Annotated in this window: 24 protein-coding genes; 9 read left to right on the top strand and 15 right to left on the bottom strand. The window is 67.7% G+C overall.

The window, feature by feature from the left end; all coding sequences use genetic code 11:
• Positions 1 to 48 precede the first annotated feature (48 nt).
• Positions 49 to 399: a VOC family protein gene (locus tag HC028_RS16650; protein ID WP_168078251.1), complete on the bottom strand. Its 351-nt coding sequence runs from the start codon at positions 397 to 399 to the stop codon at positions 49 to 51.
• A 257-nt stretch (positions 400 to 656) separates the two neighbouring features.
• On the opposite strand from HC028_RS16650, the gene HC028_RS16645 reads away from it, so the two are divergent.
• From HC028_RS16645 to HC028_RS16635, 3 genes are all read left to right on the top strand, one after another.
• On the top strand, positions 657 to 1,595 hold the full coding sequence (locus HC028_RS16645) for a hypothetical protein (protein WP_203981441.1): 939 nt from the start codon (positions 657 to 659) through the stop codon (positions 1,593 to 1,595).
• Between the two features lie 69 nt (positions 1,596 to 1,664).
• Complete coding sequence (locus tag HC028_RS16640) at positions 1,665 to 2,162, top strand: DUF3052 domain-containing protein (RefSeq protein ID WP_239075593.1); 498 nt, start codon at positions 1,665 to 1,667, stop codon at positions 2,160 to 2,162.
• A 273-nt stretch (positions 2,163 to 2,435) separates the two neighbouring features.
• The gene (locus HC028_RS16635) at positions 2,436 to 2,876 is read left to right on the top strand and encodes a VOC family protein (RefSeq protein ID WP_168078249.1); all 441 of its coding nucleotides are present in this window, start codon (positions 2,436 to 2,438) and stop codon (positions 2,874 to 2,876) included.
• Positions 2,877 to 3,019: 143 nt separating this feature from the next.
• Here the strand turns inward: HC028_RS16635 and HC028_RS16630 are convergent, their stop codons facing one another.
• Positions 3,020 to 3,421: a barstar family protein gene (locus HC028_RS16630; RefSeq protein WP_275408296.1), complete on the bottom strand. Its 402-nt coding sequence runs from the start codon at positions 3,419 to 3,421 to the stop codon at positions 3,020 to 3,022.
• 688 nt (positions 3,422 to 4,109) lie between these two features.
• Here HC028_RS16630 and HC028_RS16625 point away from each other — a divergent pair.
• Complete coding sequence (locus HC028_RS16625; protein WP_168078247.1) at positions 4,110 to 4,436, top strand: TraR/DksA family transcriptional regulator; 327 nt, start codon at positions 4,110 to 4,112, stop codon at positions 4,434 to 4,436.
• A gap of 189 nt (positions 4,437 to 4,625) precedes the next feature.
• Here the strand turns inward: HC028_RS16625 and HC028_RS16620 are convergent, their stop codons facing one another.
• Positions 4,626 to 5,192: a sugar O-acetyltransferase gene (locus HC028_RS16620; protein WP_168078246.1), complete on the bottom strand. Its 567-nt coding sequence runs from the start codon at positions 5,190 to 5,192 to the stop codon at positions 4,626 to 4,628.
• Positions 5,193 to 5,481: 289 nt separating this feature from the next.
• Positions 5,482 to 5,967 carry an RING finger protein gene (locus HC028_RS16615; RefSeq protein ID WP_168078245.1) on the bottom strand — a complete coding sequence of 162 codons (486 nt, stop codon included), beginning with the start codon at positions 5,965 to 5,967 and terminating at the stop codon, positions 5,482 to 5,484.
• A 195-nt stretch (positions 5,968 to 6,162) separates the two neighbouring features.
• Here HC028_RS16615 and HC028_RS16610 point away from each other — a divergent pair, with 195 nt between their 5' ends.
• Positions 6,163 to 6,543, top strand: a complete 381-nt coding sequence (locus tag HC028_RS16610; protein WP_168078244.1) for a PPOX class F420-dependent oxidoreductase — start codon at positions 6,163 to 6,165, stop codon at positions 6,541 to 6,543.
• 224 nt (positions 6,544 to 6,767) lie between these two features.
• Here the strand turns inward: HC028_RS16610 and HC028_RS16605 are convergent, their stop codons facing one another.
• The 3 genes from HC028_RS16605 to HC028_RS16595 form a co-directional block, all read right to left on the bottom strand.
• Entirely contained in the window at positions 6,768 to 8,840 is a 2,073-nt protein-coding gene (locus HC028_RS16605; RefSeq protein WP_168078243.1) for a S9 family peptidase, read from the bottom strand.
• Between the two features lie 155 nt (positions 8,841 to 8,995).
• Complete coding sequence (locus tag HC028_RS16600; RefSeq protein ID WP_168078242.1) at positions 8,996 to 9,265, bottom strand: hypothetical protein; 270 nt, start codon at positions 9,263 to 9,265, stop codon at positions 8,996 to 8,998.
• Positions 9,266 to 9,373: 108 nt separating this feature from the next.
• The gene (locus HC028_RS16595) at positions 9,374 to 9,754 is read right to left on the bottom strand and encodes a DUF5997 family protein (RefSeq protein ID WP_239075704.1); all 381 of its coding nucleotides are present in this window, start codon (positions 9,752 to 9,754) and stop codon (positions 9,374 to 9,376) included.
• A 98-nt stretch (positions 9,755 to 9,852) separates the two neighbouring features.
• Between HC028_RS16595 and HC028_RS16590 the strand changes: the two genes are divergently transcribed.
• The gene (locus HC028_RS16590; RefSeq protein ID WP_239075703.1) at positions 9,853 to 10,572 is read left to right on the top strand and encodes a LysR family transcriptional regulator substrate-binding protein; all 720 of its coding nucleotides are present in this window, start codon (positions 9,853 to 9,855) and stop codon (positions 10,570 to 10,572) included.
• 31 nt (positions 10,573 to 10,603) lie between these two features.
• On the opposite strand, the gene HC028_RS16585 is transcribed toward HC028_RS16590, so the two are convergent.
• Positions 10,604 to 11,305, bottom strand: coding sequence for a lytic polysaccharide monooxygenase auxiliary activity family 9 protein (locus tag HC028_RS16585; protein WP_476742327.1), 702 nt, complete (start codon positions 11,303 to 11,305; stop codon positions 10,604 to 10,606).
• A gap of 149 nt (positions 11,306 to 11,454) precedes the next feature.
• Here HC028_RS16585 and HC028_RS16580 point away from each other — a divergent pair, with 149 nt between their 5' ends.
• Positions 11,455 to 11,736 (top strand): Rdx family protein, encoded by a 282-nt coding sequence (locus HC028_RS16580; protein ID WP_203981562.1) that lies wholly within the window; start codon positions 11,455 to 11,457, stop codon positions 11,734 to 11,736.
• Positions 11,737 to 12,016: 280 nt separating this feature from the next.
• On the top strand, positions 12,017 to 12,298 hold the full coding sequence (locus HC028_RS16575) for an adhesin (protein ID WP_168078240.1): 282 nt from the start codon (positions 12,017 to 12,019) through the stop codon (positions 12,296 to 12,298).
• Between the two features lie 183 nt (positions 12,299 to 12,481).
• Here the strand turns inward: HC028_RS16575 and HC028_RS16570 are convergent, their stop codons facing one another.
• The 7 genes from HC028_RS16570 to HC028_RS16540 all read right to left on the bottom strand — a co-directional run bounded on the left by HC028_RS16570 (position 12,482) and on the right by HC028_RS16540 (position 22,496).
• The gene (locus HC028_RS16570) at positions 12,482 to 13,318 is read right to left on the bottom strand and encodes an alpha/beta hydrolase family protein (protein WP_168078239.1); all 837 of its coding nucleotides are present in this window, start codon (positions 13,316 to 13,318) and stop codon (positions 12,482 to 12,484) included.
• Positions 13,319 to 13,655: 337 nt separating this feature from the next.
• Positions 13,656 to 14,627, bottom strand: a complete 972-nt coding sequence (locus HC028_RS16565) for a TIGR03557 family F420-dependent LLM class oxidoreductase (protein ID WP_168078238.1) — start codon at positions 14,625 to 14,627, stop codon at positions 13,656 to 13,658.
• 162 nt (positions 14,628 to 14,789) lie between these two features.
• The gene (locus tag HC028_RS16560; protein ID WP_168078237.1) at positions 14,790 to 16,328 is read right to left on the bottom strand and encodes a right-handed parallel beta-helix repeat-containing protein; all 1,539 of its coding nucleotides are present in this window, start codon (positions 16,326 to 16,328) and stop codon (positions 14,790 to 14,792) included.
• Between the two features lie 250 nt (positions 16,329 to 16,578).
• Positions 16,579 to 18,018: a UDP-glucose dehydrogenase family protein gene (locus HC028_RS16555; protein ID WP_168078236.1), complete on the bottom strand. Its 1,440-nt coding sequence runs from the start codon at positions 18,016 to 18,018 to the stop codon at positions 16,579 to 16,581.
• 76 nt (positions 18,019 to 18,094) lie between these two features.
• Positions 18,095 to 19,318: a right-handed parallel beta-helix repeat-containing protein gene (locus HC028_RS16550; protein ID WP_168078235.1), complete on the bottom strand. Its 1,224-nt coding sequence runs from the start codon at positions 19,316 to 19,318 to the stop codon at positions 18,095 to 18,097.
• 8 nt (positions 19,319 to 19,326) lie between these two features.
• Positions 19,327 to 21,216, bottom strand: coding sequence for a right-handed parallel beta-helix repeat-containing protein (locus HC028_RS16545; protein WP_168078234.1), 1,890 nt, complete (start codon positions 21,214 to 21,216; stop codon positions 19,327 to 19,329).
• A 2-nt stretch (positions 21,217 to 21,218) separates the two neighbouring features.
• Positions 21,219 to 22,496: a glycosyltransferase family 2 protein gene (locus HC028_RS16540; RefSeq protein ID WP_239075702.1), complete on the bottom strand. Its 1,278-nt coding sequence runs from the start codon at positions 22,494 to 22,496 to the stop codon at positions 21,219 to 21,221.
• Positions 22,497 to 23,716: 1,220 nt separating this feature from the next.
• Between HC028_RS16540 and HC028_RS28175 the strand changes: the two genes are divergently transcribed.
• Positions 23,717 to 25,360, top strand: coding sequence for an FUSC family protein (locus tag HC028_RS28175; RefSeq protein ID WP_168078232.1), 1,644 nt, complete (start codon positions 23,717 to 23,719; stop codon positions 25,358 to 25,360).
• The last annotated feature ends 150 nt before the right edge of the window (positions 25,361 to 25,510 follow it).

Below are 25,510 nucleotides of genomic sequence, written 5' to 3'. Positions count from 1 at the left end.
GCTGGTGGACTGTAAGGAACGAAGGAAGGGCGCACGCCGCCGTTAGCCTTAGTACTCGACCAGGCAGAACTCGTGGTCCTCCGGGTCGGCCATGACGACGACCACACCCTCGTCGTAGTCGTGCCGCTCACCGGTGAACCGGCCACCGAGATTGATGACTGCCGTCATGGCCGCGTCGATGTCGCCGACGGAGATGTCGAGGTGAATCCGCACCTTGCCTGTTTGGGGCTCAGGCACTGGCTGGAACACCAGCCGTGGCTGAGGGTCACCTCGCTCGCCGAGGTAGACCCAGCCCTCCTGCGACGGGCCGGACTCGCGACCGAGCAGAGCGCTCCAGAATCGGGCTACCCGCTCGGGGTCAAGGCAGTCGATCGTGACACCGGACCAGACGTTCGCCATGCGCCGATCCTGACAGAGCGACTCCATCGAGAATGCGAGAACAACGCCCACGCTGCCGGGGGTTCTTCCAGGGAGTTGGCGATGGCCTCTGCCGCCGCCCGGTCGCTACGGCGACCGGATCTGCCGAAAGTAGTGCGCTCGAACCAGTCGGTGAGCCCGGAAACCACGCGCATCGAGCTGTCGGTCCGCGTCATAGAGTCTGCCATGATCGTGAGGTGGCCATGGGGAGCCAGGCTCCGACGCTTCGCGTCTGGCGCGTGACGAAGTACAACCCGGCTGATCGAAGTGAGCGAGGCCATTACATCGGCCGCGAAGACACCGACAGCGACTACGGTCCGGTCGAGGCCGCCTATCTGGACACGGTGGCTGCCTTCGCCGAGGACACCGGCGTGGACGTCCTACAGATCCGGGAGCCCTCGGTTCCCATCGTCACGGGCATCGGATCGGACATCCACGAACGCCTCGGTGGGCTCGTCGAGCTGTTCGGCGTCGGCCTGGACGGCTACCACGACGGCGCTCCTCTCCAGCTAGATCATGCCGTGGAGCTGGTGCGGTTGATGCTGCGTGGCGACGGCGTATGGTGCCGGCTGGAAGCGGGGGACGACTTCTTCGTTCACGTCGGCTGGGACCAGTACGTCTATGTCGGCAGCAGCGCTGGATGCCCCAGGGCGATCGCCTTCGCCCACAAGCATGGTCTGTTCGCGGAGCCGATCTCCGGCTCGCCGTACGTCTTCGGGTTGGACGACGACGACCACATCGACGTCCGCTCCGCCGACGCGGCATTCTGGGCCGACCTGGCGGGGTTGGTTGACGAACTCGGCACCGCGCTGCTCGAGGAGGGCTACGTGCACAACGACTCGCGATGGCACCGGCTGACCCCGAGCACCGTTGACACGGTCGGTGACAGGTTGACACCTCGTGCGCGACTGCTGGTCTGGCCCGACCTGAGCGCCGATGTCCCGGGTGTGCTGGACTCGCTGCCCGACGAAGGACTTGTCGAGGTGGTCTGGCAAGACCATGCCGGCCGGATCACCAGCCGTCTTATCGAGGAGTCCGACCAGCCTGCAGTACGCGCGCGACTAGCGGATGCCGCTGCCGCAGCAGCTTTATCGGTGTACGCCGAGCAACGCCGCCCCCTAATGACGGCCGTACTTCCCGATTCCGATGGAGTCCTGCGCGCCCGCTGGACTCCATAGCCGGTAAGGAATGGATGCGCGCATTTGCCGCGATTCGCTCACACGGAGCGTGACGGCCCGGTCGGTAGCTTGGCGTACCGCCTCAGCCTCAGTCGCACGGCTACCATCCGTTCGTATTCGAAACGTTGGGACAACGGGGCTGACATGGCTGGTTACTCGGGCACGCCGCTGTACCGCAAGCTCGGCATCAAACCGGGTCACCGAGTCGCACTGCTCGACGCGCCGGCTAGCTTCAAGGCCACTCTCGATGGCCTCCCCGCCGAGGTCGTCATCCGGCACGGACTGGCCGCCGACGCGCCGACCGACGTGATCGTGCTGTTCGTGACCGAACGTTATGAGTTGCAGGCCCGCCTGGACGAGGTCAGACGCGGCATGGCCCAGGACGGCGGCTTCTGGGTCGCCTGGCCGAAACGAGCATCGAAGGTTCCCACGGACATCACCGATGACGTGGTCCGTGAAGTCGCGCTGCCGAGCGGGCTGGTCGACAACAAGGTGTGTGCGATCGACGAGATCTGGTCGGGCTTGCGGCTGGTCATTCGCCGCAAAAATCGCAGGCCGGCCGAGTAACACGTTTCGCCCGGTCCTCCGTACTCCAGTCGGACGCCACGACGCACCTCGGGACCGCCCAGCCGTGTGAGTGATGTGACGGTAGGCGTCCTCCGCGGGCGCGGATCTGCCGCGATCCGAGCGTTACGGATCGTGACGGTCGGCGTCCCGAGGGACGTCCGGTCGTGCCGAGTTGCGGACGTTCACACGGTGACGACCGGCCTCCTCGGTTGCCTGAGTACTGAGAACGCCTACCGTGGCAGATACATGATCGATACGACGGGAGCACGGTCCATGTCACATGTACGACGCTTCGACCACGTCGGCATCACGGTTGCAGATCTCGATGTCGTGACCGCCTTCTTCGTGGCGCTCGGCCTGGAGGTCGAGGGCAGGGCGTTCGTCGAGGGCGAGTTCTTGGAGACCGTCTGTGGCATTCCCGACTCCCGCACCGAGATCGTCATGCTGAAGTCGCCCGACGATGGCGCCCGCCTTGAGCTCGCAAGCTTCGTGCGGCCCGAGTCCGTGCCGGGCTCGCCGGCCGCGATGGCCAACGAGCTGGGATTGCGCAACGTGTCCTTCGAGGTCAACGACTTGCAGGCCGCTGTCGATTGGGCAGCGAGCGAGGGCTACGGACTGGTCGGTGGCATCGGCGAGTACGAGGGTGCTTGGCGGATGGCCTACGTCCGGGGGCCGGAAGGCATCATCGTCTCGCTGGCCCAGCGCATCGGCTGAGGCTCGCAACTGCCCGGATCTGCCGCCGACCGTGCATGCTAACCGATTGAGGCAATCACGCTCGGTAGCTGGCCTCTGAGTCGAGCGGCATCCTGAACTGCCGACGAGCGGATGGCAGGCGACGGTCGCGAGGATCTACGATTTCACCACCCGTTATGGATTGCGCGGGCGATCTCCTGTTGCAACAGCGCCGCCTCCTCATCGCGGTCGCACAACAGCAGCACCTTGAAGGGGACACCCTTGCCGTCCGGCTGACCGAGCCGGCTCACCCAGTCATAAACGGCCCGAGACAGGACCCGGAACAGCGTGTGCCGATCCTCGGCACTGCTCGACAGCAACCGGGGCGCGTTCTCGACAACGATCAGATACCCGTCTGCGGGCAACCAGTTCAGATCACGGAGACAGTCGGACAACGCGTCCCAGTTCCAGCCGAAGTAGCCGGGAAAGAGCAGCGCGTCGGAGAACTCGTAAAAGGCGTGGTCCGCATCCGTCATCCTCGTTCCGTCAAGCCGGGCAACGACGAACCTGCCCGTTGCCGGTAGCACCGCCGCCAGCTCCACCAGGGCGCTGCGCGAGTAGACCGCGAGCTCATCAGTGGCGCCGTTCCACCAGTTGTCTATCACTCAGGCCCACCGCCGTCGACGTAGCTCCACGACCTCAGCGGCTTCACGCACGCCGTGTCTCCTATGGTCTTCAGTGTGCCCGGCAGGCAGCACAGCACGACGAGCAGACCTGGACCGAATGACCGGATCTGCCGCGTAGTGCGGAGGCCTCCCACCGACGGCGGCTGCGCTACTGGTTGGCCGAGTGCCAGGCGCGCTCGAACTCCTCTCGGTCAATCCGGGCCCGTAGCGGAGCACAGGACCAGCGTCGTACGCCTCCACCTGCCGGACCGGCCACCCGTCGTCACCAACCTCGAAGTACCAGACGGAGTGCCCCCAGCTGTCGAACTCATCGCCTCGTGACTCGGGCCAGGGCCGGCGAAAGAAACGGTCTGACATGGTGCGCATCCTATGGTCGCCCACGCGCGCTGATCTGCCGCCGGCCGTGCGCGTCAGCCGCCATGCCGTGTGGGTCGTCGCCGTCCCGGAGGTTCTACGCACCCGGCGACGTCGACCCAGCCGAGACGACGAAGGCCTCACCGTGCGCCGCGCAGGCTCCAGCTGTTGGCCCGACGCAACCGAGAAACCCGACAATGCCCGCGGGTCGCCGGAGGTTGGTTAAGCTGCCGAGATGGTTCGGGAGGAGCTGCTCCGGCTGCGAGCGAGTGCGGAGGCCGAGGCGGCGACACTGGCCGAGAGTCTGGATGCGCTGTTCACGGCATCGCGGGATTCGAATGCCGACGACGAACATGACCCAGAGGGTGCCACCATCGGCTTCGAACGCGCCCAGCTAGCCGCGCTGTTGGCCACCGCGCGGGAGCGGATCGCTGAGGTTGACGACGCGCTGCGCCGGGTGGACACGGCCACCTACGGCATCTGCGAACGATGCGGGCAGCCGATCGCCGAGGAACGGCTTGCCGCGCGGCCGTTCGCCCGGTGCTGCATAGCATGCGCATAGAACACCGCGGAGTAAACACGGCCACGCTACGCGCATCGCGCGCAGGTGCGCCGGGGCTGTATCACATACCCTGAGGCGATTAGCTTCACGCGCGCCGTTAACGGATGCACTCAACTGCCGCTGATCGCGCATTGACCGCGCCCGGCGCGGTGCGCCGTCCTGCCGATGTGCGCGGGTGAGCCGCAGGCCTCAGGAGGTTGCAGTAGACGCCGGCTTCAGACGCTTTCGCTCGACAACGCTTGTTGCCGTCACCACACTCAGCGGCGGCACGTCCTTCGCGACAACGGCGCCCGCGCCGATGACCGAGCCCCGACCGATTGTCACTCCAGGGGTGACCGTGGCTGCAGCGCCGATCCACACATCATCCTCGATGACGATGGGCGCGTGCGTGATGAAGTCGTACCGCTCGTCGATCTCGACTGGGTGTCCGGCCGTGCTCAGAGTCACCCGGGGACCGATCAGGACGCGGTCACCGATGGTGATGCCCCCGTAGTCCAGGAAGAAGCATCCCTGATTGATGAACACGCGCTCTCCGAACGATGCTCCAAGCCCGTAGTCGCAATAGAACGGGGGCAGGATGGTCAAAGAGTCAGGGATTGGTTCACCGAAGATCTCGGTGAGCACCGTCCTGCGCGCGTCGAGGTCGTCAAACGGCAGCACGTTAAGGCGCGAAGTCAGGCTCATGACGAGCTGTACGCGCTCCGCGAAGGCTCGTGACTCGGGCGTCCTTGTTCGTAAACGTTGCTCGTTGCGCACGAGGCGATGCTGGCACGGCGAGTCAGACACCCGGTGACGACCCCCCGGCAGGGAACGCGTCACTCCGTGATCGTGGGATCTTCATCGAACGTCCGGATCTGCCGCCGACCGTGCATGCTAACCGATTGAGGCAATCACGCTCGGTAGCTGGCCTCTGAGTCGAGCGGCATCCTGAACTGCCGATGTGCGGATGCCAAGGGCCTTGATGACATGCGCGTCCGTACCATCTGAGCCGACAATACGGACCGAACTCGGTGCAGACGGCGACCAGGCGTATGCACCGCCCGCGTCAGTAGCGAGCCAGGACTTGCCTAACTGGATGATCGAGTGCGTTGGCGATCACCGCCAACTCGCCGCTGTCCAGCGGACTCGCATCGATAACGAACCTGTCGCCGGTCCCCGCGCGTTCAGGGCTCTCTGCGAACAGCACAAATTTCGCGAACCCGGCCGGCCAGCTGTAGACCAGATCGTTCAGGGTGGAGTCCCGGCCACAACAGGTCAGGTGCACCGTCAGAACCTGGAAATTCGTGGCGTACGCCTCGTCCATCTGGTCTTGCCACCAGTCGATCAGTAGGTCGCTGTGGCAACCAGGACACCGAACGTTCTCGAAGTTCTCTCCCTGGTCAACGAAGACCGGATCCTCATGCCAATCCAGCGCCACCTCACGGGCACCTGGATACACCCGAGCGAGGATCGCCCGCGCCACCTCGGCCGCCTCTGCTCCCGGGACCCAGAACGGGTCAGTCGGAATGATCGACAAGATGTTCGTACTCATGAGGTCGACCCTTCAGCGATCCAAACTCCCTACCGATCAGACCCGAAACTGTTCGCCCGACGGCGTACCGATCGGCAACCGGCTCCGCGACCACCAGGAGATCGTTCCACAGCCGCCCCGGAGCATGTTCACGCATCCGGATCTGCCGCTGGTCGCGCGGCCTGTCCGGGCCACACGGGTCGATAGGCTTGGCCGATGACCCTCGTCGACGAGATCGGCCGCAGCAGGTACATCAGCCTCACTACGTATCGCAAAGACGGCACTGGGGTCGCCACACCGGTCTGGCAGGTGGTGAACGGCGGTGAACTGTTCGTCGTGACCGACGCCGAGTCGTGGAAGGTCAAGCGGATCCGCAACAACACCCACGTCGTGGTCACGGTCTGCGGTGTGCGCGGCAACATCGCACCGGGTGCTCCGAGCGCTCAGGGTACGGCCCGGCTGCTCGATGAGTCGGATACGGAAACCGTACGTGGGCTCATCGCCCGGAAGTACCTCCTGTCCCGGGTGGGCAACTGGTTCGCCAAGATCTTGCATTTGCGGCGACGCCCGCTGGTCGGGATCGCCGTGACGTTCTAAGACCCTGCACGTCGATTTCGAATGAGTCAGGATGCGGGCCCCGCCGACGTCCATCGTTGTACGTGAGGCCCCGAGCGGCTATTGCCGCTCTGTTTGGGGCCTCGCTTCTATGTCAACAGCCTCGCGTACCACTCTCGGGCCCTGCTTCGCCGCTTCCTGCGCGGTTGCCGGCGCCACGGCCCGCGGTCACGCCCACGTGAGGACGCCGGCAACGAAGGCCCGGGTCACCCGAGGAGACTCGGCCGTTGCCAGTCCTCGCCGAGTACGTGGTGGGCGAGGAAGGCGAGGACCGTGGCGTACCAGAGCTTGGCGTGGCCGGGTTTGAGGACCCAGTGGTTCTCGTCCGGGAAGTACAGGAACTTGTGCGGGCTCGACCCGTCCTCCGCCTTCGACCGCGACAGCAGATCCCACCACAGGCGCAGGGCCTCGCCGATCGGTACCCGGTAGTCCTTGTCGCCGTGGATGACGAGCATCGGAGTGGCGATGGCCTCCGCGAAGCGGTGCGGTGAGTGCGTGTCCGTCATCTCCCGGGTCATCTCGCGGACCCAGTAGTACGAGCCGTCAGTGGTCGCGCTCATCTGGTCGAGTGCCCAGAGCGACGCGTGGGTGACGATCGCGGCGAACCGGTCGGTGTGCCCGGCGACCCAGTTGGCCATGTAGCCGCCGAAGGAGCCACCCATGGCCCCGGTACGGGCCGCGTCGACGTCGGGGCGTTCCTGCGCGGCATCGGTGAGCGCCATCAGGTCGGTGTACGGCGCGCCGCCCCACGCGCCCCAGCCGCGCCGGATGAAGTCGATGCCGTAGCCGGTGGACAGCGCCGGGTCGGGCAACAGGACCGCGTAACCGTGGGCGACCGCGATCCACGGGTTCCAGCGCCACGACCAGGCGTTCCACGAGTGCAGCGGACCACCGTGGATCCACAGCAGCAGCGGTACGGGCGAATCCGCGCCGGCGTTTTGAGGCAGGGCGATCCAGGCGCGCAGCGGGGTGCCGTCCTCGGCGGTCGTGGTGACCTCCTCCAGTCGCCCCGGCACCCGCACGCTCACGCCGAGCGCTTCGACCGGGCCGGGCAGGGGCGCATGCGCCGACGCGCCGTCCAGGGCGATCCGGACCGGGGCGGGCGGACTGTCGATGGCCGCACGCAGCGCGTAGACCCAACGCCCGTCCGGCGACACCCGGATGTCGGTGTAGGCGCCGTCGTCGTCGGTCAACCGGGTGGGCCGGCCGGTCGCGGCGTCCACGCGCCACAGCGGCGAACGGCCGTGGTCGTCGGCGGCCACGATCAGCGCCGTCCCGTCCGGCATCCACTGGGCGGAGTGCGGCCAGCGGTCCCAGGTGTGCGTCAGAGCCTGGACCGGGCCGCCGGTGAGCGGGACGATCCCCAGCCAATGGTCGCCGGGATCGTCTGCGGTGGACCGTCGTTCGACGACGACCGCGACGCGCGTGCCGTCGGGCGACACCCGCGGCGAGTTGTACTCGTGGTCGACCTCGTCAGCCAGCGTCCGGCGTTCGCCGGTCGCCACGTCGATCGCCACCAGCGTGTACCGCTGCGAACCACCGGGCTCGGCCACCGCCCATACGGTGACCACCGTGCGGCCGTCGGGGGTGATGTCCCAGCTGCACTCGTCGTCGAATGCCCGGCCGACGGGGCCGGTCACATCCCGCAGCTCCAGCCGGGCGTCCGCGGTGGTGACGTCCTCGGTAAGGTCGGCGACCAGCAGGCGGGTCCGGTCCGGGCCGAGGTCGTGATCCCAGCGCCGGACCGGGTACTCCTCGTGCAGGATCGCCGAGACCCCGGCCTCCTTCCGCTTCGCGCGGATCTCCTTGTCGCCGGCCGCGTCGGCGGCCGACGGCATCATCCCCGAGCCGAGCACGACCGTCCCGGCCGCGCTCACGACGACGCCGCGCACGCCTCCCGGCGGGGACGCCACCACCCGGGCATCGCCGCCGGTGGCCGGCTGCAGCCATAGCGAGCTTCGCGGCTCCTCGTCGGCGTCGCCGTCGGGCTCCGGCCGGGACGAGACGAACAGCAGATCGCCCGCCGGCGTGAAGGCGGCTGCCGCCTCGCCCTGGCTGCTGCGGGTCAGCCGCCGGGCCGGCCGCGCCCCGTCCGGGTCGACCTCCCAGAGCGCCGTGGTGTAGCGGGTCTTCTTGCGATCGAGCGTCGCCACGCCGACAACGAGCCGGCGGCCGTCCGGCGACAGCCACAACCCCCCGACCCGTGGCCGGCCGACGTAGGCGTCGAGGTCAGAGAATGGATCGGCGGGCTGTTTGTCCGAATCGGCATTGACGATCATCACGCATTTTTACCACCGCGCCCCAACGCCACAAAGTCCCCAGCGCATGACGACCGTCGGTGCCATGAAGTCCACAGCTGGCGCGCAGCGGTCGACGATCGCATCGAGACGGCGGTCCGGTCACGTTAGCTGGCCGGCTGCGCTGGACCTCATGGTCAGTGGCGGCCTACGATCACCGCGGCTACCCGCCGCAGCTCCGCCGGGTCGGGCTGGAAGGCCTCGGCGATGTCCGGATGCAAGGCTGCCCGAGTCTCGGCCAGCAGCCGGTCGGCGACCTCGTCGACCGACTCACCGTGGTAGTCGTCGGAGACGACGTCGGTGGCCCGTTGCAGGGCCGAGCTGAGTTGCTCCTCCAGCGGCTCGCGCAGCTTTTCCGGTGCTGGGTCGAGCTCAGGTTGTTCGAGGGTGACATGCGGCTCTGCCATGGCTGTCCGATACCCGTGCGAGTGGATCCGGCAAACGTCTCCGCTGGTAGCGGCCCACATTGGCGGGCGGTGCGCCCGTGTGAGAAGAGCCTGCAGCACGTTGGTGGTCTAGGCGGTCTCTTCCCGACGTTCCTTCAACCGCCGCTCCTCGCGCCGCACCTCGGCGTAAGACTCGCGCTCGCGCTCGAGCCACTCCGGCGGGTCGGCGATGAGGGCCGCGATCTGCTCGGTCGTGAGCGGCTCGGTCATCCCCGCGCGGGCTAGCCCGCTGTTCGACACGCGCAGCCGCGCGGCGACGACATCCCGCGGGTGGGGACCGTTCCGGCGCAGGTCGACGAGCCACTGCGGGGGGTTGCGCTGGAGCTCGTCGAACTCCTCGCGGGACACCGAGCCCTCCTGGAACTCCCGTGGCGTGGCCGGCAGGTACACGCCAAGCTTCTGCGCCGCCGTGGCGGGCTTCATCAGCTGGGGCTTCTTCGGTTTGCTCACTTGATCAGGATATCGACCTGGCAACCAGCCGGGCACATCGCCCGGACCGGGGTGCCCGCCATCACCTCACGGGTACGGGCTCTCGGTACCCTGACCGGGTGCCCTTCCCCGAGGATCCCCGTCCCACGACGTTCAGCCTGCTGATCGTCCCCGGCATCACCGTGGCCAAGTGGAGCCGCATGTGGTCCGAGCGGTTGCCGGAGGTGGACCTGGAAGTGGTACCCGCCGAGGCCGCCCAGGCCGCCACGCTCTTGGCCGATCAGGTCGACGCCGGCCTTGCCCGGCTGCCGGTCGACCAGGACACCTTCCACGCCATCCCGCTGTACACCGAGGCGACGGTCGTCGTGGTTCCGAAAGATCACATGCTCGCCGCAGCCGACGAGGTGACCGTCGCGGAGCTCGCCGACGAGACGCTGCTGCGGCCCCTCGACGACGTGCTCGACTGGACGGGCGGGTCGGATGCGCCCGTGACCGTGGCCGCGGACCGCCCCGCCACGACGGCCGCGGCCGTCGAATGGGTCGCCGCGGGCGTCGGTGTGCTCGTGGTTCCGCAGTCCCTTGCCCGCCTGTACCACCGCCGCGACCTCACGTACCGGGTGGTCACCGACGCCCCGACATCATCCGTCGGGCTGGTATGGGCGCGCGACCGGTACACCGACCTGGTCGAGGAGATGATCGGGATCGTCCGTGGCCGGACCGCTAACACGACACGTGGGCGGGCTCAGCCGCCAGCGGCGCCCACCGAACGGTCCCGGCGGACAGATGCGCGTCGCGGCGGCTCGAGCCCGCGTAAGTCTGCGCCACGGCGGGGGCGCTGACGCCCTCGGACCGGTACCGTGCCGGCTCGCCTTACTTGGCGGGGAAGGTCACGTCGCTGCAGAAGTAGTACGACTGGTCCATGTGGCTCGCCTGCCAGATCGTGTACACGATGTGCTGTCCGGTGCGCTTGCCGGCGTTGGCGTCGACCGAGATGGAAACGCCGCCGTCAGCAGCCTGCTTCCACTTGGTGGCGGGGGTGTTGCCGGTCTGGCTCACCAGTTCCAGGTCGTTCCAGCCGAGGGGCTGCTTGGTGGCGTCGAAGCCCTGCTTGGTGATGTAGACGCGGATGTAGTCCGCGCCGTGCTTGGCCTGGTCGTACAGGTTCACGGAGAAGTTCCGGTTCGTCGGGGCGGCCTTCCACGGGCCCACCGCGTCGAGCGCGGCGTAGCGGCCGCTCTGGGTGCGCCCGGCGCTGCAGAGCTGCCCATCCGGGATGGCGGCCTGGTGGTTGCCCTTGACGCCCTCGCGGTACAGCCCGTTCCAGTTCCACATCGCGCTCGGGTCGGCTGTCCAGGCCTGGGCGCACATGGGGTCCTGGGCGGCCATGTCCGGGGCCTGGTGGTTGTTCTCCCACCGTTTCAGGCAGCTGTACGCGCGCGACGCCGGATCGGTCACCGAGCCGTGAGCGAAGGCGGATCCCGGCAGGGCGGTGGCGAGCAGCGCAGCAGCTGCTGCCGCGACGGTCAGCGCGCGAAGCGCCAGACGGCGACCAGGTGACACGGGGGCAGACACGGGGCCTCCAGGAACTGGGCGTGACAAAATGCGCACGCACTGTGATGGGAGCGTTCCCAGGACGATACCCGGCGCTCTGGCCGACGGCTAACCGCCGCAGGTGGCGGACCCCGGACGGAGTCGCACGTACGCCCGGCATACTCGGGGTCGTGACGACGAGACGGCCGCGGTTGGAGATCGAGTACTGCACGCAGTGCCGCTGGCTTCTCCGCGCCGCTTGGACGGCGCAGGAGCTGCTCACCACGTTCGGACTCCGACTCGGAGAGGTTGCCCTCGTGCCGGGGACGGGTGGCGTGTTCGAGATCAGGCTCGACGACGAGACGATCTGGTCGCGCAAGGCGAGCGGCTTTCCCGATCTCGCGGAACTCAAGCGGCTGGTGCGCGACCGGATCGCACCGGAGCTCTCGCTCGGTCACTCGGACAACCGCTGACGCGATCCATCCGGAAGCGGGAAAGATCGCCGATGCTCCGCATCCGACTTGACGAATCCACCTGAAGCGGGCAGCGTGGGTTTCGGACGGCCGTTGACCCGATCATCTGCGGAAGAGGACCGATCTAGCCGTATCCGGCGCCACTCCGATGCCCGCCTGCCAGGTGTGCGCGACTGCCGAGTGGCCCTTCCTGTGCACAGACACCGCCGACAGCGCGGTGTCCCGGTACCGCCATCAGCGCGGGCCGCAGGTGACAAGACCAGGAACGCGAGGTATTTCCATGCTTACCCTGACCAACAACGCCGTGATGGTGATCCGCGACATCGCGAGCCAACAGCCGGCACCCGAGGGCGGCCTACGCATCGCCGCCGATCCGGCGGCCGGTGCGCTCGCGCTGAGTGTGGCACCGGAGCCCGTCGAAGGCGACCAGGTCGTCGCCACTGAGGGGGCACGCCTCTTCCTGGACCCCGACGCCGCCGAACTCCTCGACGACAAGACGTTGGACGCGACGGTGGACGGGCAGGGCACGGTGCAGTTCGCCGTGGCCGAGCAGCCTCGGTAACCGGACGGCCAGTCGCCGCCCCGCGCCGACGCACGACCGTGTCAGCGCAGGGCGGCGGCAGCGGCTGCCCGTACGGACGCCGTGATGGTGTTCATGATGGCCGAGTGTCGTTGGTTCTCGGCTGACCTGTCGGCGGCGCATCGCCGGTTGCCGACCGGCGATGCGCCGCCTGAAGAGGACAGCTCAGACGGGACAGGTGTTAAGGAACTTGGAGTACGCGCTGCCGCTCCAGTCGCAGGCGAACGGACTGAACCGGGTGTCGTCGTCGAGGAACCGTTTGAACCACGACACCAGCGCCTTCGAGACGTCGGGGTTGGCGCTGTTCGGGAAGTTGTGCCCGGCCCCGGCCAGCTCGAGGTACACCTTCTCCGTGGAGCCGACGCCGTTGTAGAACGGGATCGCGTGCTGCGAGGGCGGCGCGACGGTGTCGTTCTGGCCGCCCATGATGAAGACCGGGTTCTTGACGTTCGGCCAGGACTTGGTGGTGTGCCACGGGGCCAGCGGTACGCCGGCGCGGATGGACGGGCGCTGGTTCATGGCCGACAGCGTGCCGCCGCCGCCCATCGAGTGCCCGGACACGCCCTGCCGCGTCGAGTCGGCCCGGTCCCGGACGGCCTGCGGGGCGGAGTTGCTCGCCCAGTCCAGAGCGTTAATCAGTTGGGTGCCGCGGCTGTCCGGCTGGTCGAGGGTCGAGTTGGTCTCGATGCCGACGACCACGAAGCCCCACGACGCCAGGCGGGTGCCGATCCAGGCGAACGGCGACCACCGCTCGGTGTAACCGGGGGAGATCGCGACGACGGGGAACTTCTCGCTCGCGGTCGGGTAGTACACCACACCGCCGCCGAATCCACTCTGGCCGGTGATGGTCGCCGACGTGACGCTGTAGCTGCCGTTGCCGGTGATGTTCGAGGCCGTCGGCGCCAGGCCCCGCTCGGTGGCCCACGCGTTCGGCGCGAGTACGCCGACGCTGGTCAGGGCGAGCGCGACGACCGCCGTGGCGGCGGTGAGGAGCCGGCTCATGCGCCGTGGTCGGGATGAGGACGGTCGGCTGGGTCTCGGGGGGTTGTCATCCTGTCGCTGCATCGCTGCGCTCCCTGGTGAGGAGTTAGTAACGATCAGGATGCGTTCCGTAACTACTGAGCGGTAGCCTTTATTCAAAAGGGTTAATTATTTACTCCTCGGCCGTCCCTCGGATGGGGGACGGCTCGCATCGCGTCCGGTCAGTGCGGGGTTACAGCAACCCGGTGACGGGAACGCCGACGTGTACGGAGTGAAGGTGCCGTGCACCAGGACGACGGGGTGCGGAGGTCCTTCACCGTCGGCAAACTACGGTGGCTGCGGGACCTCTGCCCGACGGTCAGGCGCCGACGGTCTCCCGGCGTCGTACGCGGGGGAGGACCTCCTGGGCGTACAGGTCGCACAGCTCGCGATAGTGCGGGCCGATGTTCGACACGTACACCTCATCGAAGCCGGCCCGGTCGTACTGTTCGATCATCGCCACGTGCCGGCCGGGTTCGGCGCCGAGTACGAACAGGTCTTTGATCATCTCCGGCGTGACCAGCTCGCTCGCCTGCTCGAAGTGACGGGGTGACGGCAGCACGATGGGGAGCTCACCGGGGAGCGCCATGGTGCGCCACTTCTCGTACGCGATCCGCGTCGCCTCGTCCTCGGTACGCGCGTAGCACGCCTTGAACCCGCCCTGCGCCGGCTTGTCGCCGCCGCCGAGGTCGCGGAACCGTTGCACCAGCTCGCGGTCTGGCGTGATGCCGATGTACCCGTCAGCGATCCGCGCGGCCACCTTGACAGCCTTGGGCCCGAGAGCGGACATGTACACCTTCGGCGGCTTGTCGGGAAGCGTGTAGATCCGCGCGTTCTCGACGTCGTAGTGCTCGCCGTGGTGGGTGATGAACCCGCCCTCCCACAGTCTGCGGATGATGTCGACGGCCTCTTCGAGCATGGCGAGGCGGACGCCCGCCGTCGGCCAGGGATCACCGAGGATGTGCTCGTTGAGCGCTTCGCCGGTACCCACGCCGAGGGTGAACTTTCCTCCGGTGACCACCGCGCTGGTGGCCGCTGCCTGGGCGATGATCGCGGGGTGGATCCGGACCGTCGGGCAGGTCACCGCGGTGGTGATCGGCAGCGAGCAGACCTGGCTGACCGCGCCGATCATCGACCAGACGAACGGGCTCTGGCCCTGCTCGTCCAGCCAGGGATGGTAGTGGTCAGAGATCGACAGCGCCTCGAAGCCGGCCTGCTCGGCCGCTTTGGCCTGCTCGATCAGCTCGGCGGGTGAGTACTCTTCGCACGACAGGAAGTACCCGAGTTTCATGCCTTGCGGCTACCCGGCACACAGCCAGCTACGCCGCGCCCGGCGCCGGGCTTGCGCGATGAGTACGGGGTGGCAGGGCTGAGTCGAAAGAACGCCAGCCGCCCGCGGTCCGGCGGACCGCGGGCGGCTGGCACTCGGGGCTGCGGCTACCCCGGTCTCCGGTCAGCGAACGCAGGCCACCGGCTTGCGCTGGTTTCCGACCAGGCCGAGCGCCGCGCGCGGCGCACTGTTGTCACAGCGCGCGACGTTCGCCAGTGCCGGGTACATGGCAATCCCGAAGCCGGACACGGCACCTTCGACGACGTTGCCGGTGAACACGTTGCCGGTGCCGTAGCCGGCGTACACGGCGTGGGTCTGGAACGCGTCCAGGAAGGCGTTCGCCCTAGCCACGCCGTCCTTGACCCAGGGGCGGATGTTGTCGGTCACGACGTTGCCCTGGATCAGCCAGTTGTTGCCCTTGGCATCCACGGCGGAGTCGGCCGAGTTCGCCCCCGAGAACCCGGTGTGCTCGAAACGGTTGTTGCGCAGCACGCCCGAGTCGGTGCCCTCCTTGAGGTCGGCGCCCTCCGCGGTGATGTCGCGGAACAGGTTGTTCTCGATGGTCACCCGCTCAGAGTTGTCGCCGACCGTCTGGCCACTGACCGGGTCGGTGCACTTGTACGAAGACCAGTTGCTGTTCGCCGAGCCGACGTACACGCCCTCGCCGTACTGGGGGCTCTCCACCCCGGTGTCGTGGATGAACGAGTTGCGCAGCACGCCGTCGGTGGAGCACGTGCGGAAGTGGACGGCCTCGGCGCCGATGTCGTAGACCTCGACGCCGTCGATGACCGTGCCGACCGAACGGTCCAGGACGATGCCCTTGCTGGCGTGGGCGACGGTGAGGCCCTCGACCCGCCAGTAGCTACCGGTGATCCACAGGCCGTAGTCGCCGGAAGTGTTCTTCGTGCGCAGGACCGCCTTGCGGGAGCCCCGCAGGGTGATCGGCGCGTTCTTCGTGCCGCTGGCGGACGCGACGAGGCGCGGCTTGAAGGTGTACTCGCCGTCGGCGACGTTCACCACGTCACCGGGCTTGGCGTTGGCCAGTGCCTGGCGGATCCCGTCGACCGTGCTGACGCTCCACACCCGGGCGGACCCGGCGGGTGGCGTGGTGGCGGTGGCCGAGGGAACCGGGGCGGCGGTCGCGGTCGGCGCCGGACCCGCCGGGTCGGTCGTGGCCGGGGTGTCCGCCTGCGGCGGAACCGGCTTGGCCGTGCGGTTCGGGGACGGGGAGGCGGGGGAGCCCGGAGCCGGCTGGACCGTCCCGGTCTTCACGGTGAACGTCGCCTCCAGGCGCACCTGGGCTCCTGTCGAGCCCTCGGCGCGTACCTTCAGCGTGTGCGAGCCGCTCGTCGTGGTGATCGGCCAGGAGAATGGCGCCGACTCGTCCGTTCCCAGGTAGACGCCGTCGAGAATGAACTTGGCCTGTGTGAGGTTGCTCGACGCGCCGGTGACGTCGGCGGTGAACGTGGTGCCGACGGTCGCTCCCTGCAGCGAGCGACCATTTGCGGTGATGGCGGGGGCGGGTGTGGCCAGTGCGACACCAGCGCCAATTCCGCCGACGACAACCGTGGCCGCAACCGCAGCGACGGTCAGTCGCAGGGTACGGGAGTGCCGAGCACCCAATCCGAGCGCAGTCTGCCGGTACCGTGCGCTGCGACTCATTTCGCTGACATCGTTCACTGTCATCTTCATCCTCACGAGGGCAGGGAACTCCTGCGCTCGCCATCGACAGACTCGCGAACGATCTTTAATGCTTCGCTGGCTTAATTTCGTTTTCTTGAATGAATAGCCACACATCAGGGTGCATAAGGTGCAATTCTCCCCTGAAGGTGGACGGATATCGGCCCGGCCGCAGGGCCTCGCTCAATGCGCGAGCACGAGCGAGACCCTGCAGCGGACGGGCGACGGCGAATCAGGCCTCGACCCTCGGGCGGCCCATTCCGCGGTACTGCCAGCCGGCGCTGGTCCACAGCGCCGGGTCCAGGCAGTTGCGGCCGTCGATCACGCGGCGGGCGCCGACGATCTCGCCCAGCGCGACCGGGTCGGCGTTGCGGAAATCGGCCCACTCCGTCAGGACGCACACCAGGTCGGCGCCGCGCACCGCGTCGTCCATGCTGGTCTCGTAGGTCAGGTCCGAAAGCGCCCGGCGGGCGTTCTCCATGCCCTGCGGGTCGTAGACGTGGACGTCGGCCCCCGCCCTGGCCAGCATGCCGGCGACCGCCAGGGACGGTGCGTCGCGGATGTCGTCGGAGTTGGGCTTGAAGGTGGCGCCGAGAACGGCGATCCGGGCCTTCGACAGGTCCGGGCCGGCGGGACCCTGCTTGCGGCCCAGCAGCTCGGCGGCGAGCTGGACGACGCGCTGGCGCCGCCGCTGGTTGATCAGATCCACCTCGTGCAGGAACCGCAGCGCCTCGCCGGCGCCCAGCTCCTGTGCGCGGGCCTGGAACGCGCGGATGTCCTTGGGCAGGCAGCCACCGCCGAAGCCGAGGCCGGCCTGCAGGAACCGGTTACCGATGCGGGGGTCGTACCCGATCGCCCGGGACAGCTGGGTGACGTCGGCGCCTGCGGCCTCGCAGACCTCGGCCATCGCGTTGATGAACGAGATCTTGGTGGCCAGGAAGGCATTCGCCGCAACCTTGACCAGCTCGGCCGTCGCGAAGTCGGTGACTACCACCGGCACCTCACGGTCTTCGGTGACCGCCAGGTCGAAAATCCCGTCGTGCGCGGCGTAGAGCATGCCGGTCGCCCATTCACTCTTGGCGCCGAAGACGATCCGGTTCGGGCGCAGTACGTCCTCAACGGCGAAGCCCTCCTGCAGGAACTCCGGCGCCCAGGCGACCTCGACGCCCAGCCCCGCCGGCGCGTGCTTCTCGACCAGCTCCTCGACCCACTCGGCGGTACCCACCGGAACGGTCGACTTTCCGACGATGAGCGCCTTGCGCGTCAGATGCGGGGCGAGCTCGGACACGGCGGCCTCGACATAGCACAGGTCGGCGCCCATCCCGTTTGCCCGCTGCGGCGTGCCGACGCAGACGAAGTGCACGTCGCCGAACTCGGCGACCTCCTCATAGGAGGTGGAGAACCGCAGCCGGCGTGAGGCGAGATTCTTGCGCAGCAGCTCGTTCAGGCCGGGCTCGTGGAACGGGACCTCGCCGCCGGCGAGCTTGGCTATCTTCGCCTCGTCGACATCGAATCCGATCACCTCGTAGCCGAGTTCGGCGAAGCAGATCGCGTAGGTAGCACCGAGGTATCCGGTGCCCAGGAACGTCAGCCGGGGCCGCGGCGCGCCTGACGGCGGAGTGACCCGCGCGAACGCGGACAGCGATTGGATGTGGGGGTATGGAAGCGTCATGGTGGATCTCCAAGGATCGTCTCGATAGCCGGCATGGCTAGGGAGCCGCCGGCCGGATTCATGCGTGCGGAAGGGCTCAGGCGCAGGTGATGTTGGCGAAGCCCTTGGCCGCGCCGGTCACCTTGTTGTCACAACTGACCCGATTTCCGTTGGCCGGGGCGAAGTGGAATCCCCATCCGGCGCCGTTCACTTCGGCTGTATTGGCTTTGAAGACGTTGTCGGTTCCCCAGCCGGAGAGAATCTGGTGGGTTTGAAATCCATCTTCACGGCTGTTCCGCCCGACGTTGCCCTCGATCAGCCAGCCGTTTCCCTTGACGTCGACCCAGGAGTCAGCGGCTGAGTCGCTCAGCGAGCTCCCGTCGAAGGTGTTTCCCACGACGGTGCCTCCGCTGGTGCCTTCCTTGATGTCGACGGCCTCGGCGGTCGTCTCACTGATCGTGTTTCTGCGGATGATGTTGCGGTCGCTCTGATCGGGGTTGCAGCCACTGTGCTCGCACCAGTTGGACTGCGCGCTGCCGATGTAGATGCCCTCGCCGAACTTCTCGCGGCGCAGTCCGGTCTTGCGGACGGTGTTGTTCTCGACGATGTTGTCGGTGCTGAACGTCCGCAGGTGGATTCCCTCGTCCCCGATCTGCTCGACCGTCAGCCCCTGGATCACCGTTCGCTGCACCCGGTCGGCCATCAATCCCTTCTGCCCGTTGCGAAGGGTGAACCCAACAAGCCTCCAGTAGCTGGCCCCGTTGAGGTGGAAGGCGTAGCCGCCGTTGATGTCACCGGCGTCGATGACCGCCCCAGCGCTCCCGCATAGGAAGATCGGCTTCTCCGCGGTACCGGACACGCTGGCCTCGAATCGCCCGGCGTAGACGCCGTCCTCCATCAAGATGCTGGTACCCGGTGCCGCGCCGCTGAGGGCCGTTTCGAGCGACTTGGCGTCGCTGACCCGGACGGTGGCGGGCGGGCAGGTCACGCTCTCCGAGCCGCGGTTCTCGGTGGGCGTGGAACCGCTCGGCTGAGGTACCGGGCCGGTCGGCACAGGCTTTGCGCTCCCGGATGCCGGGGCGGCGCCGAGGGGCGCCGTGACCTCCGGGCTCGCCTTGCGGGCCTGGCTCGCCTGTCCGCGCGCATCGCTGGCCCGCTCTGCTCCACCGCTCGAGGCGAGGGCGACGACCAGCGCGATCACCGCGATGGCCACCGCGGCGACCGAGAGCCAGGTGGCGAGGGTGGGCCGCGTACCGCGGAGCCGGTGCCAGAGCTGGACCAGTCCGTCCGGTCCTGTGCCGCCGGGGGCGTTTTCCGTCATGCGTTCAATCACCGGACCTGGACCCAGTTGCCCCACCCACCGGCGCGGGCAAGCTCCCGCGGCGGCGGGGAGGGCAGCGGCGCCTTGTCAGCGTACGGGTGGCGCGCCGACCGTCTCCCCGAAACCCTGGGGCCGCCCTTCATCGCGGCGAAGAGGATCACCAACAGAATCCCCGTCCACAGCAGTGTCATCGGGCTCGCGTAGTGCCGGAACTTGACCCAGAAGGAGCTGGTGTCGTGCCACGCGAAGGTCTGATTCCGGGAAATTACCATGTCGGAGTTGGCTCGGCCCGTGTCGAGCGCGCTCGGACCGACCCCGGCGACCACGTTGTAAGAGATGACCGAACCGCGGGTCTGGCCGATGAAGGTGATGCCGTGGCTGGTCGCTTGCTGGATCGTATTTCCACGAACTTCGGCAGCCGAATCCCGGACGTAGATGGCGGTCTTCACGCCTTCCACCACGTTACCGGTGACGGTGGCTGCGGTGACGCCGTCGCGGACGGCGATTCCCTGTCGGTGCTGCCCGCGCAGCCGGTTGCCGGTGATCGCGACTTTCTCAGCTCCGTGGCGGGCGACGATGCCCATGTCACTGCCGACGACGGTGTTGTTCTGTACGCCAACATCCATCCCGCCGAGGATCTCGATGCCGTAGTGCTTGTTGTCCCTGGCAGTGCTGTTGGAGACCGAGTTCGAGCCGTAGCTGGCGGTCGATTCGCCGGAGGCTGACGGGCCTGTGGCCAGCGGCTGTCCGCTCAGGGTGAACCCGTTGCCGCCGTTGCCCTCGGCGGTCGAGCCGCTGATACGTACCTCCCGCGTCGCTCGCGACACGACGAAACCGGCGCCGCCGTTGCGTCGCGAGGTCGTCCGCTCGATGACAGCGCCGGTGACGTACCGGTGCATCAGAACGCCACCTTCGAGGCTGTCCTCCACCGTAGTGTCACTGATGTTGATGCCATTGGCACTCGACACGAACAGCCCGAACGTGTTGCCGCTGATGGTGGAGTGGCTGATCTTTCCGGAGATGTACGACTGGCCCGGCACCGTGAATCGGCTGTCGGGGGTGACCAGGGGGCCGCTGGGCTGGGCAACCACATCACCAGCGCTGGGCGGCGCTTCCGCCTTGGCCGGGTCCTGGCCGGCGGCCTCCGCCCGGCGGCGCTGGCCCTTGCTCATCGGCCCGGGGCCATCGACGTTGCCGATGCTGGGCCGGTCCGTTCCGGTCAGGCTGAGGCCGCCGGTACGGCCGCTCCAGAACCCCAGGTTGGAGACCTTCGCGTAGGTCATAGAGAACTGCCCACCGATGGCCCGGATGTAGGCCCGACCGTCGTTGACATCGGTATCCGGTTTGTTGGCGCGCGTATCCCAGCTCGTGATGGTCGTTGGCGCCTGCGGGGTGCCCTCCACCGAGAGGCGCCCGCCGAACGACACGATGGAGACGAATCCATTGCTGGTGCTGGCCAGGCGCAGGGTGAGACCGCCGGGGTTGGATAGCTGAAGCTTGGCCCCGGCGTTCAGGTAGAGGTTCTCGGTGAGCAGGTAGGACCCGTCGCCCTGCCGGACGAAGGTCTGCGGTGCGAGCCTGAGCAGGTCGGCGATCGTGTAATCGGCGCTCTGCTGGGTGAGCACCAGGGTGTAGCCGCTACCGGTGTCCAGCCGATACGGCTTGGTCCAGTTCACACCGCCCTTGATTGGCGCCACCGCCGTCACCGCACGTACCTGGAACAGCCGGCGGTCCTCGTCGTTGACCAGCGCGGCCTGACGTTCGGCGCCGGTCGTCGGCGCCTCCGTCACGGGATGGATCGGGGCGGCGGTTACCGCTGCCGGCGGCCATGCCGACCCGGCCGCCACGAGCAGGCCGATCGCGACGCTGCGTCGGATCCAGTGAATCTTCACGGCCATCGTCAGCGCACCCCCGCCGGAACCCGCGCTCTGCCGCTGGACAGGGAGGCCGCGTTCTGTCCTTCGCCGCCGATCTGGTTGCTGGTGCGGGTCAGCCAGCCCTGCTTGTTCATGGTCACGAATGCGTACAGTTTGACGGGGAGCGAGATCATGATGACCACCACGGCGAGCGCAGGTAGCAGCACAATCTCTTTGGGATAGCGCCGTAGATGCGAGTATCCGCGGATCCCGCGGCCGACCAGTAACCAGATCAGCGCCAGGACGATGCCGCGTGGCGTCAGCTCGAGGCGGCTGAACAGCAAGTACCCCAGTGCCATGCCCATGGTCACCGGGGTCAGCAGAATCTGGAGGACGGTGATCTTGGTGACCAGCGGGGTCCGCCACAGCCAGCCCTTCCACAGCGCGGTCAGATAGCACCGGTAGGAGTTGCGGCTCCAGCGCACCCGCTGCTTGACGAAGGCACGAAACGACGACGGGAACATCGACAGCGCGTGCGCCGACGACTGGTGCACCGTCCGGTAGCCCGAAGAGAGCACCAACCAGGTGAGCCTGCCGTCGTCGCCGGCGACGCATCTGCGGCCGAGGAAGAACTCGTTCTCGAGGTTCTGCAGCACCGGCATGACCGCCGCCCGCCGGTACGCCGCCGTCCGGCCGGACAGGCAGGCGACCCCACCGGCCTTGCCCATCGCGGGCACGTAGTCGTAGTAGCGCAGATTCACCAGCCAGTCGGCGAGGCGACGCCAGACGCTGGTGGTGCGCTGATAGACGTTCTGTTGGGTGCCCACCCCACCCACCGACGGGTCGATGAACGGCATCTGTACGGCGTCCAGCAGGCCTGGAGTCCACCGGGTATCCGAGTCGACCAAGACAATCAGCTCGCTCGTGGCCGCCCGGATTCCCACGCCCAACGCCGACCGCTTGCCCCGGTGTTCGAAGACCAGGACCCGTACCCGTGGATCCCGGACCGCCGCCAGCCGCTGCTGGACCTCGACGTCCGCCACGTCGGGCACGATAATGATCTCGGTAGGGTTCTGTGCCAGCCAGGTGTCCAGGCACTCGAGCAGAATGTCGGGGTCCTCGCGGTACGCCGGGACGACCACCGAAACAGTGGTGCGAAAGTCATTGACCACCGGCTTCGCGAAACGCGACATCACGGCCCGGTACAGCCACAGCGCCCAGACGAAGATGCCCGCTAGCCCCAGCGGCATCAGGTCACGCCACGACGTCTCACCCACGGCCTGCACGATCCAGGACCAGACGTTGTAGAAAATTTGGAACACGGAACCCTTCTCCTGAAGAGGTGACCCAAAGCGCGGGGTCGCGAGCCCATCGACGTCAGGCATGACGCCCATGCCGGAGGGCTCGGAAAAATGGCGACTATATCGATAAGCGTCTATATATTTACGCAGCGTAACGTTGCGGTCACACTGCGACAGCTACGAGCAAAGGAATTCGGCTTGCCAAGGCAAGGGGGGATCCCGTTGATTCCTGTCCGGGCGGGATGGCCTAAGCCCGACGAACGTGTGACTGAGAAATGGCGCGAGACGTGGCGGATTGATGCCGAAGGCAGGCGACCAGAATCGGGCGCCACGCTCCTGAACTCTCAACACCTCCGCAAAGGCTCCGCCCTTCGTGTTACTCGGCCGCCGTCCGACCCGGGTCGGACGGGTGAGATGGACCGGGTGTGATGCGGGATCCTCCGTCGGGCTGCAACTCATTCCCGACGGAAGTGGCGCCGTATGTCGCCTTCCTTCACCCGGTTCAACGTGGTCCACGCCTAGGTGGGCATGGACCACTGCGGTGCTACGAGCGTTGGGCAGGGTTCACCGACAAGCTCGATAAAACGATATGTGGGGGCTGCGTCGGAGCGAAGAGATCTTCGGGTCTCTGTGGGTGACGTTCCGATCTTCGTCGGTGACGTTCCGATCTTGGCACGTGACGTTCCGACAATTCGTGACCCGGTGACCAGCCATGCTGTCTAACCGAAAAGACTGCGTACTACGACTATCGGGCGCATAGGGCATCCAACATGAGTCCGATTACTCATCGGTAGAGCGGAAAAATCCGCTGATTCTGCCCGGCTCAAAAGCGGGGGCACTTTGAGTAATCGAATAGTAACGCACCGAAGTATCAAAGGTAGGGAACTTTTAAGGTTCCGTGCGCGGCTCATTTGCTGACCGCTGTACGGATAATCATGACCAAAAATGCGCGACCGCGCTATGGGTAAAAATGACCAAAAATGCGTGATGTGGGTCGCGGTCCGTTCTGCACAAACGGCTGACCGTTGCCGTGCGTGCGGATCGGCTCCCATTGAGGGGGTGTGCGGCGGCATCTGCCGATTGGTCACCGCGCCGTCGGGTCCGGGTGGGCCGTCATGGCCGGCAGGTAGGCGTACGGGCGTCCGCGGTGAGGGGCCGGGTGCGACGAGAGTTGAGTCTCGGGACACGCCCGCGCGGGTTGAGTGACGGTGCGGTTGCTGTGCGTGCCTAGGATCTGGTTCGTGCGGCAGCGGGCGGAGGGCAAGCAGGGTACGCCCCACTCCTGGCCCACGGTTCTCACGGTGCAGGGATCCGACCGGGGATTAGCCACCGCGGTCGGATCAGCTCTGGCCATGGGGCTGCCGCTGCTCGCGCTGGTGCTGGCAGGGCATCCGAAGATTGCTGTCTTCGCCGCGTTCGGCGCTTTCACCGGGTTGTACGCCACCGACCGCCCCTATCGGTCTCGGGCGCGGATTCTGGCCGGCGTCGGGGCGTCGTTCGTGGCCGCGGTCGGGCTGGGCAGCGCCAGCGCCCTGTACCTGACGGGCTGGTGGTGGGTCGCCGCGGTCGCCGTGGTAGCGGCGGTGGCCAAGTGGGGATGCGACAAGGCGGGCCTGGGTCCTCCTGGTGCGTGGATGTTCCTGTTCGCCTTCGCCGCACCTTCCCAGCTGCCCACCGGGGCGGCGGACGTCGTCACCCGGGTACTGCTGGCCGCCGGTGGTGCAGCGATTTCCTGGTGCGTAGCCATGCTGGGTGGGCTGGCGGATCCGCACCGGCCGGAGCGCCGCGCCACCGCCGCTGCGCTGGCGACCACCGCGGAGGTGATCGCCCTGGGTGAAGCGGTCACGCCCCGGCACTGGCACCGCGCGCACACGGCCATCAACCGCGCCAGCGCGTTCATCCAGGCGGCTCCTCCCGTACCCCGAAGGCAACTGCACAGCTTGCTGCACTGGGCCGAGGCGCTGCTCACCGACGCGGTGCTCGCTCCCGGGCACGCGGGCATCGCAGCGCGGGTGCCCGCGCTACGCCAGGAAGCCTCAGCGCTGCGCCGCACGACCTTGCGGTTGCGGGACTCCCGCGGTACTGACCGTTTCGACGATGAGCGGTCCTCCTCGACGGCGCTGCCGCCCGAGGTCGTCGCCCTGCAGCGGCGGAACGCCCGGCACGCCGCGGTCTTACGGCTGCTCACCGCCGGCCGAGTGCTGCTGGGGGCCGGTGTGGCCGGCGCGGTGGCGCTGATGCTCCACATTGGCCACCCGTACTGGGCGCCGGTGTCCGCGGTGGCCGTGCTGCAGGCCACCCACGTACAGATGACCTGGCACCGCAGCATCCAGCGCGGTCTGGGCACCGCCGGTGGGCTACTGCTCGTGGCGCTCCTGCTGATGGCTCACCCCGCCCCGCTGATGATCGCCGCCCTGGTCGTTCTCATGCAGTTGGGCATCGAGGTGTTCCTCAGTCGTAACTACGCCCTCGGGGTCCTGTTCATCACGCCGGTCACCATGCTGCTCAGCGACCTGCTCCGCCCGAGCTCCACGTACGAATTGGTCACGGACCGGTCCGCCGGGGTCGCGCTGGGGATCCTCATCGGCTTGAGCGCTGCGCTCGTGGTGGCCCATCCACACGCCACCGTCACCTTGCGCGACGCCATGGAGCGCTGCCGGGCGGCCATGGTGTGGGCCGGTTCGGACCACGCCGGCAAGGGTCTCGCCGCGACGGAAGAGCTGCGCGACGCGCTCGTCGCGCTGCGAACCGCCGAGGACACGGCGCGGGGAGAGACCTGGCCGACCGGCGTCTCCCGGGCCGCTGTGGCGGAGATCGAGAACCGCGCCTACCGGGTCCTCGCCACGCATCGACAGGCGCTCCGCGCCGACCAGCCGCTGCCGTGAGCCAGCGCTTTCGGATTGGCTCTCGCGGACAAGCTCGCCACCGACCGCGCCCAGCCCACGCCGGCCTGACCAGCTCGGTGCCGACCGCCAAGCGCGATGCCGACCTGGCCGCGGCGAAGCTCATCGGGTAGTGCCGTGCGAGCGCCGATA

Source organism: Planosporangium flavigriseum (assembly GCF_011947225.1).
Taxonomy (GTDB): Bacteria; Actinomycetota; Actinomycetes; order Mycobacteriales; family Micromonosporaceae; genus Planosporangium; species Planosporangium flavigriseum.
The sequence above is the reverse complement of the archived record's forward strand: the minus strand, read 5'-3'. Positions and strand labels throughout refer to the sequence as shown.

Bases quoted from the DNA above. Each gene is read 5' to 3' on its own strand.
- HC028_RS16650 (WP_168078251.1), bottom strand. From the start codon at position 399: ATGGCGAACGTCTGGTCCGGTGTCACGATCGACTGCCTTGACCCCGAG.
- HC028_RS16635 (WP_168078249.1), top strand. From the start codon at position 2,436: ATGTCACATGTACGACGCTTCGACCACGTCGGCATCACGGTTGCAGAT.
- HC028_RS16625 (WP_168078247.1), top strand. From the start codon at position 4,110: ATGGTTCGGGAGGAGCTGCTCCGGCTGCGAGCGAGTGCGGAGGCCGAG.
- HC028_RS16615 (WP_168078245.1), bottom strand. From the start codon at position 5,967: ATGAGTACGAACATCTTGTCGATCATTCCGACTGACCCGTTCTGGGTC.
- HC028_RS16610 (WP_168078244.1), top strand. From the start codon at position 6,163: ATGACCCTCGTCGACGAGATCGGCCGCAGCAGGTACATCAGCCTCACT.
- HC028_RS16605 (WP_168078243.1), bottom strand. From the start codon at position 8,840: ATGATCGTCAATGCCGATTCGGACAAACAGCCCGCCGATCCATTCTCT.
- HC028_RS16600 (WP_168078242.1), bottom strand. From the start codon at position 9,265: ATGGCAGAGCCGCATGTCACCCTCGAACAACCTGAGCTCGACCCAGCA.
- HC028_RS16575 (WP_168078240.1), top strand. From the start codon at position 12,017: ATGCTTACCCTGACCAACAACGCCGTGATGGTGATCCGCGACATCGCG.
- HC028_RS16570 (WP_168078239.1), bottom strand. From the start codon at position 13,318: ATGAGCCGGCTCCTCACCGCCGCCACGGCGGTCGTCGCGCTCGCCCTG.
- HC028_RS16565 (WP_168078238.1), bottom strand. From the start codon at position 14,627: ATGAAACTCGGGTACTTCCTGTCGTGCGAAGAGTACTCACCCGCCGAG.
- HC028_RS16560 (WP_168078237.1), bottom strand. From the start codon at position 16,328: ATGAGTCGCAGCGCACGGTACCGGCAGACTGCGCTCGGATTGGGTGCT.
- HC028_RS16555 (WP_168078236.1), bottom strand. From the start codon at position 18,018: ATGACGCTTCCATACCCCCACATCCAATCGCTGTCCGCGTTCGCGCGG.
- HC028_RS16550 (WP_168078235.1), bottom strand. From the start codon at position 19,318: ATGACGGAAAACGCCCCCGGCGGCACAGGACCGGACGGACTGGTCCAG.
- HC028_RS16545 (WP_168078234.1), bottom strand. From the start codon at position 21,216: ATGGCCGTGAAGATTCACTGGATCCGACGCAGCGTCGCGATCGGCCTG.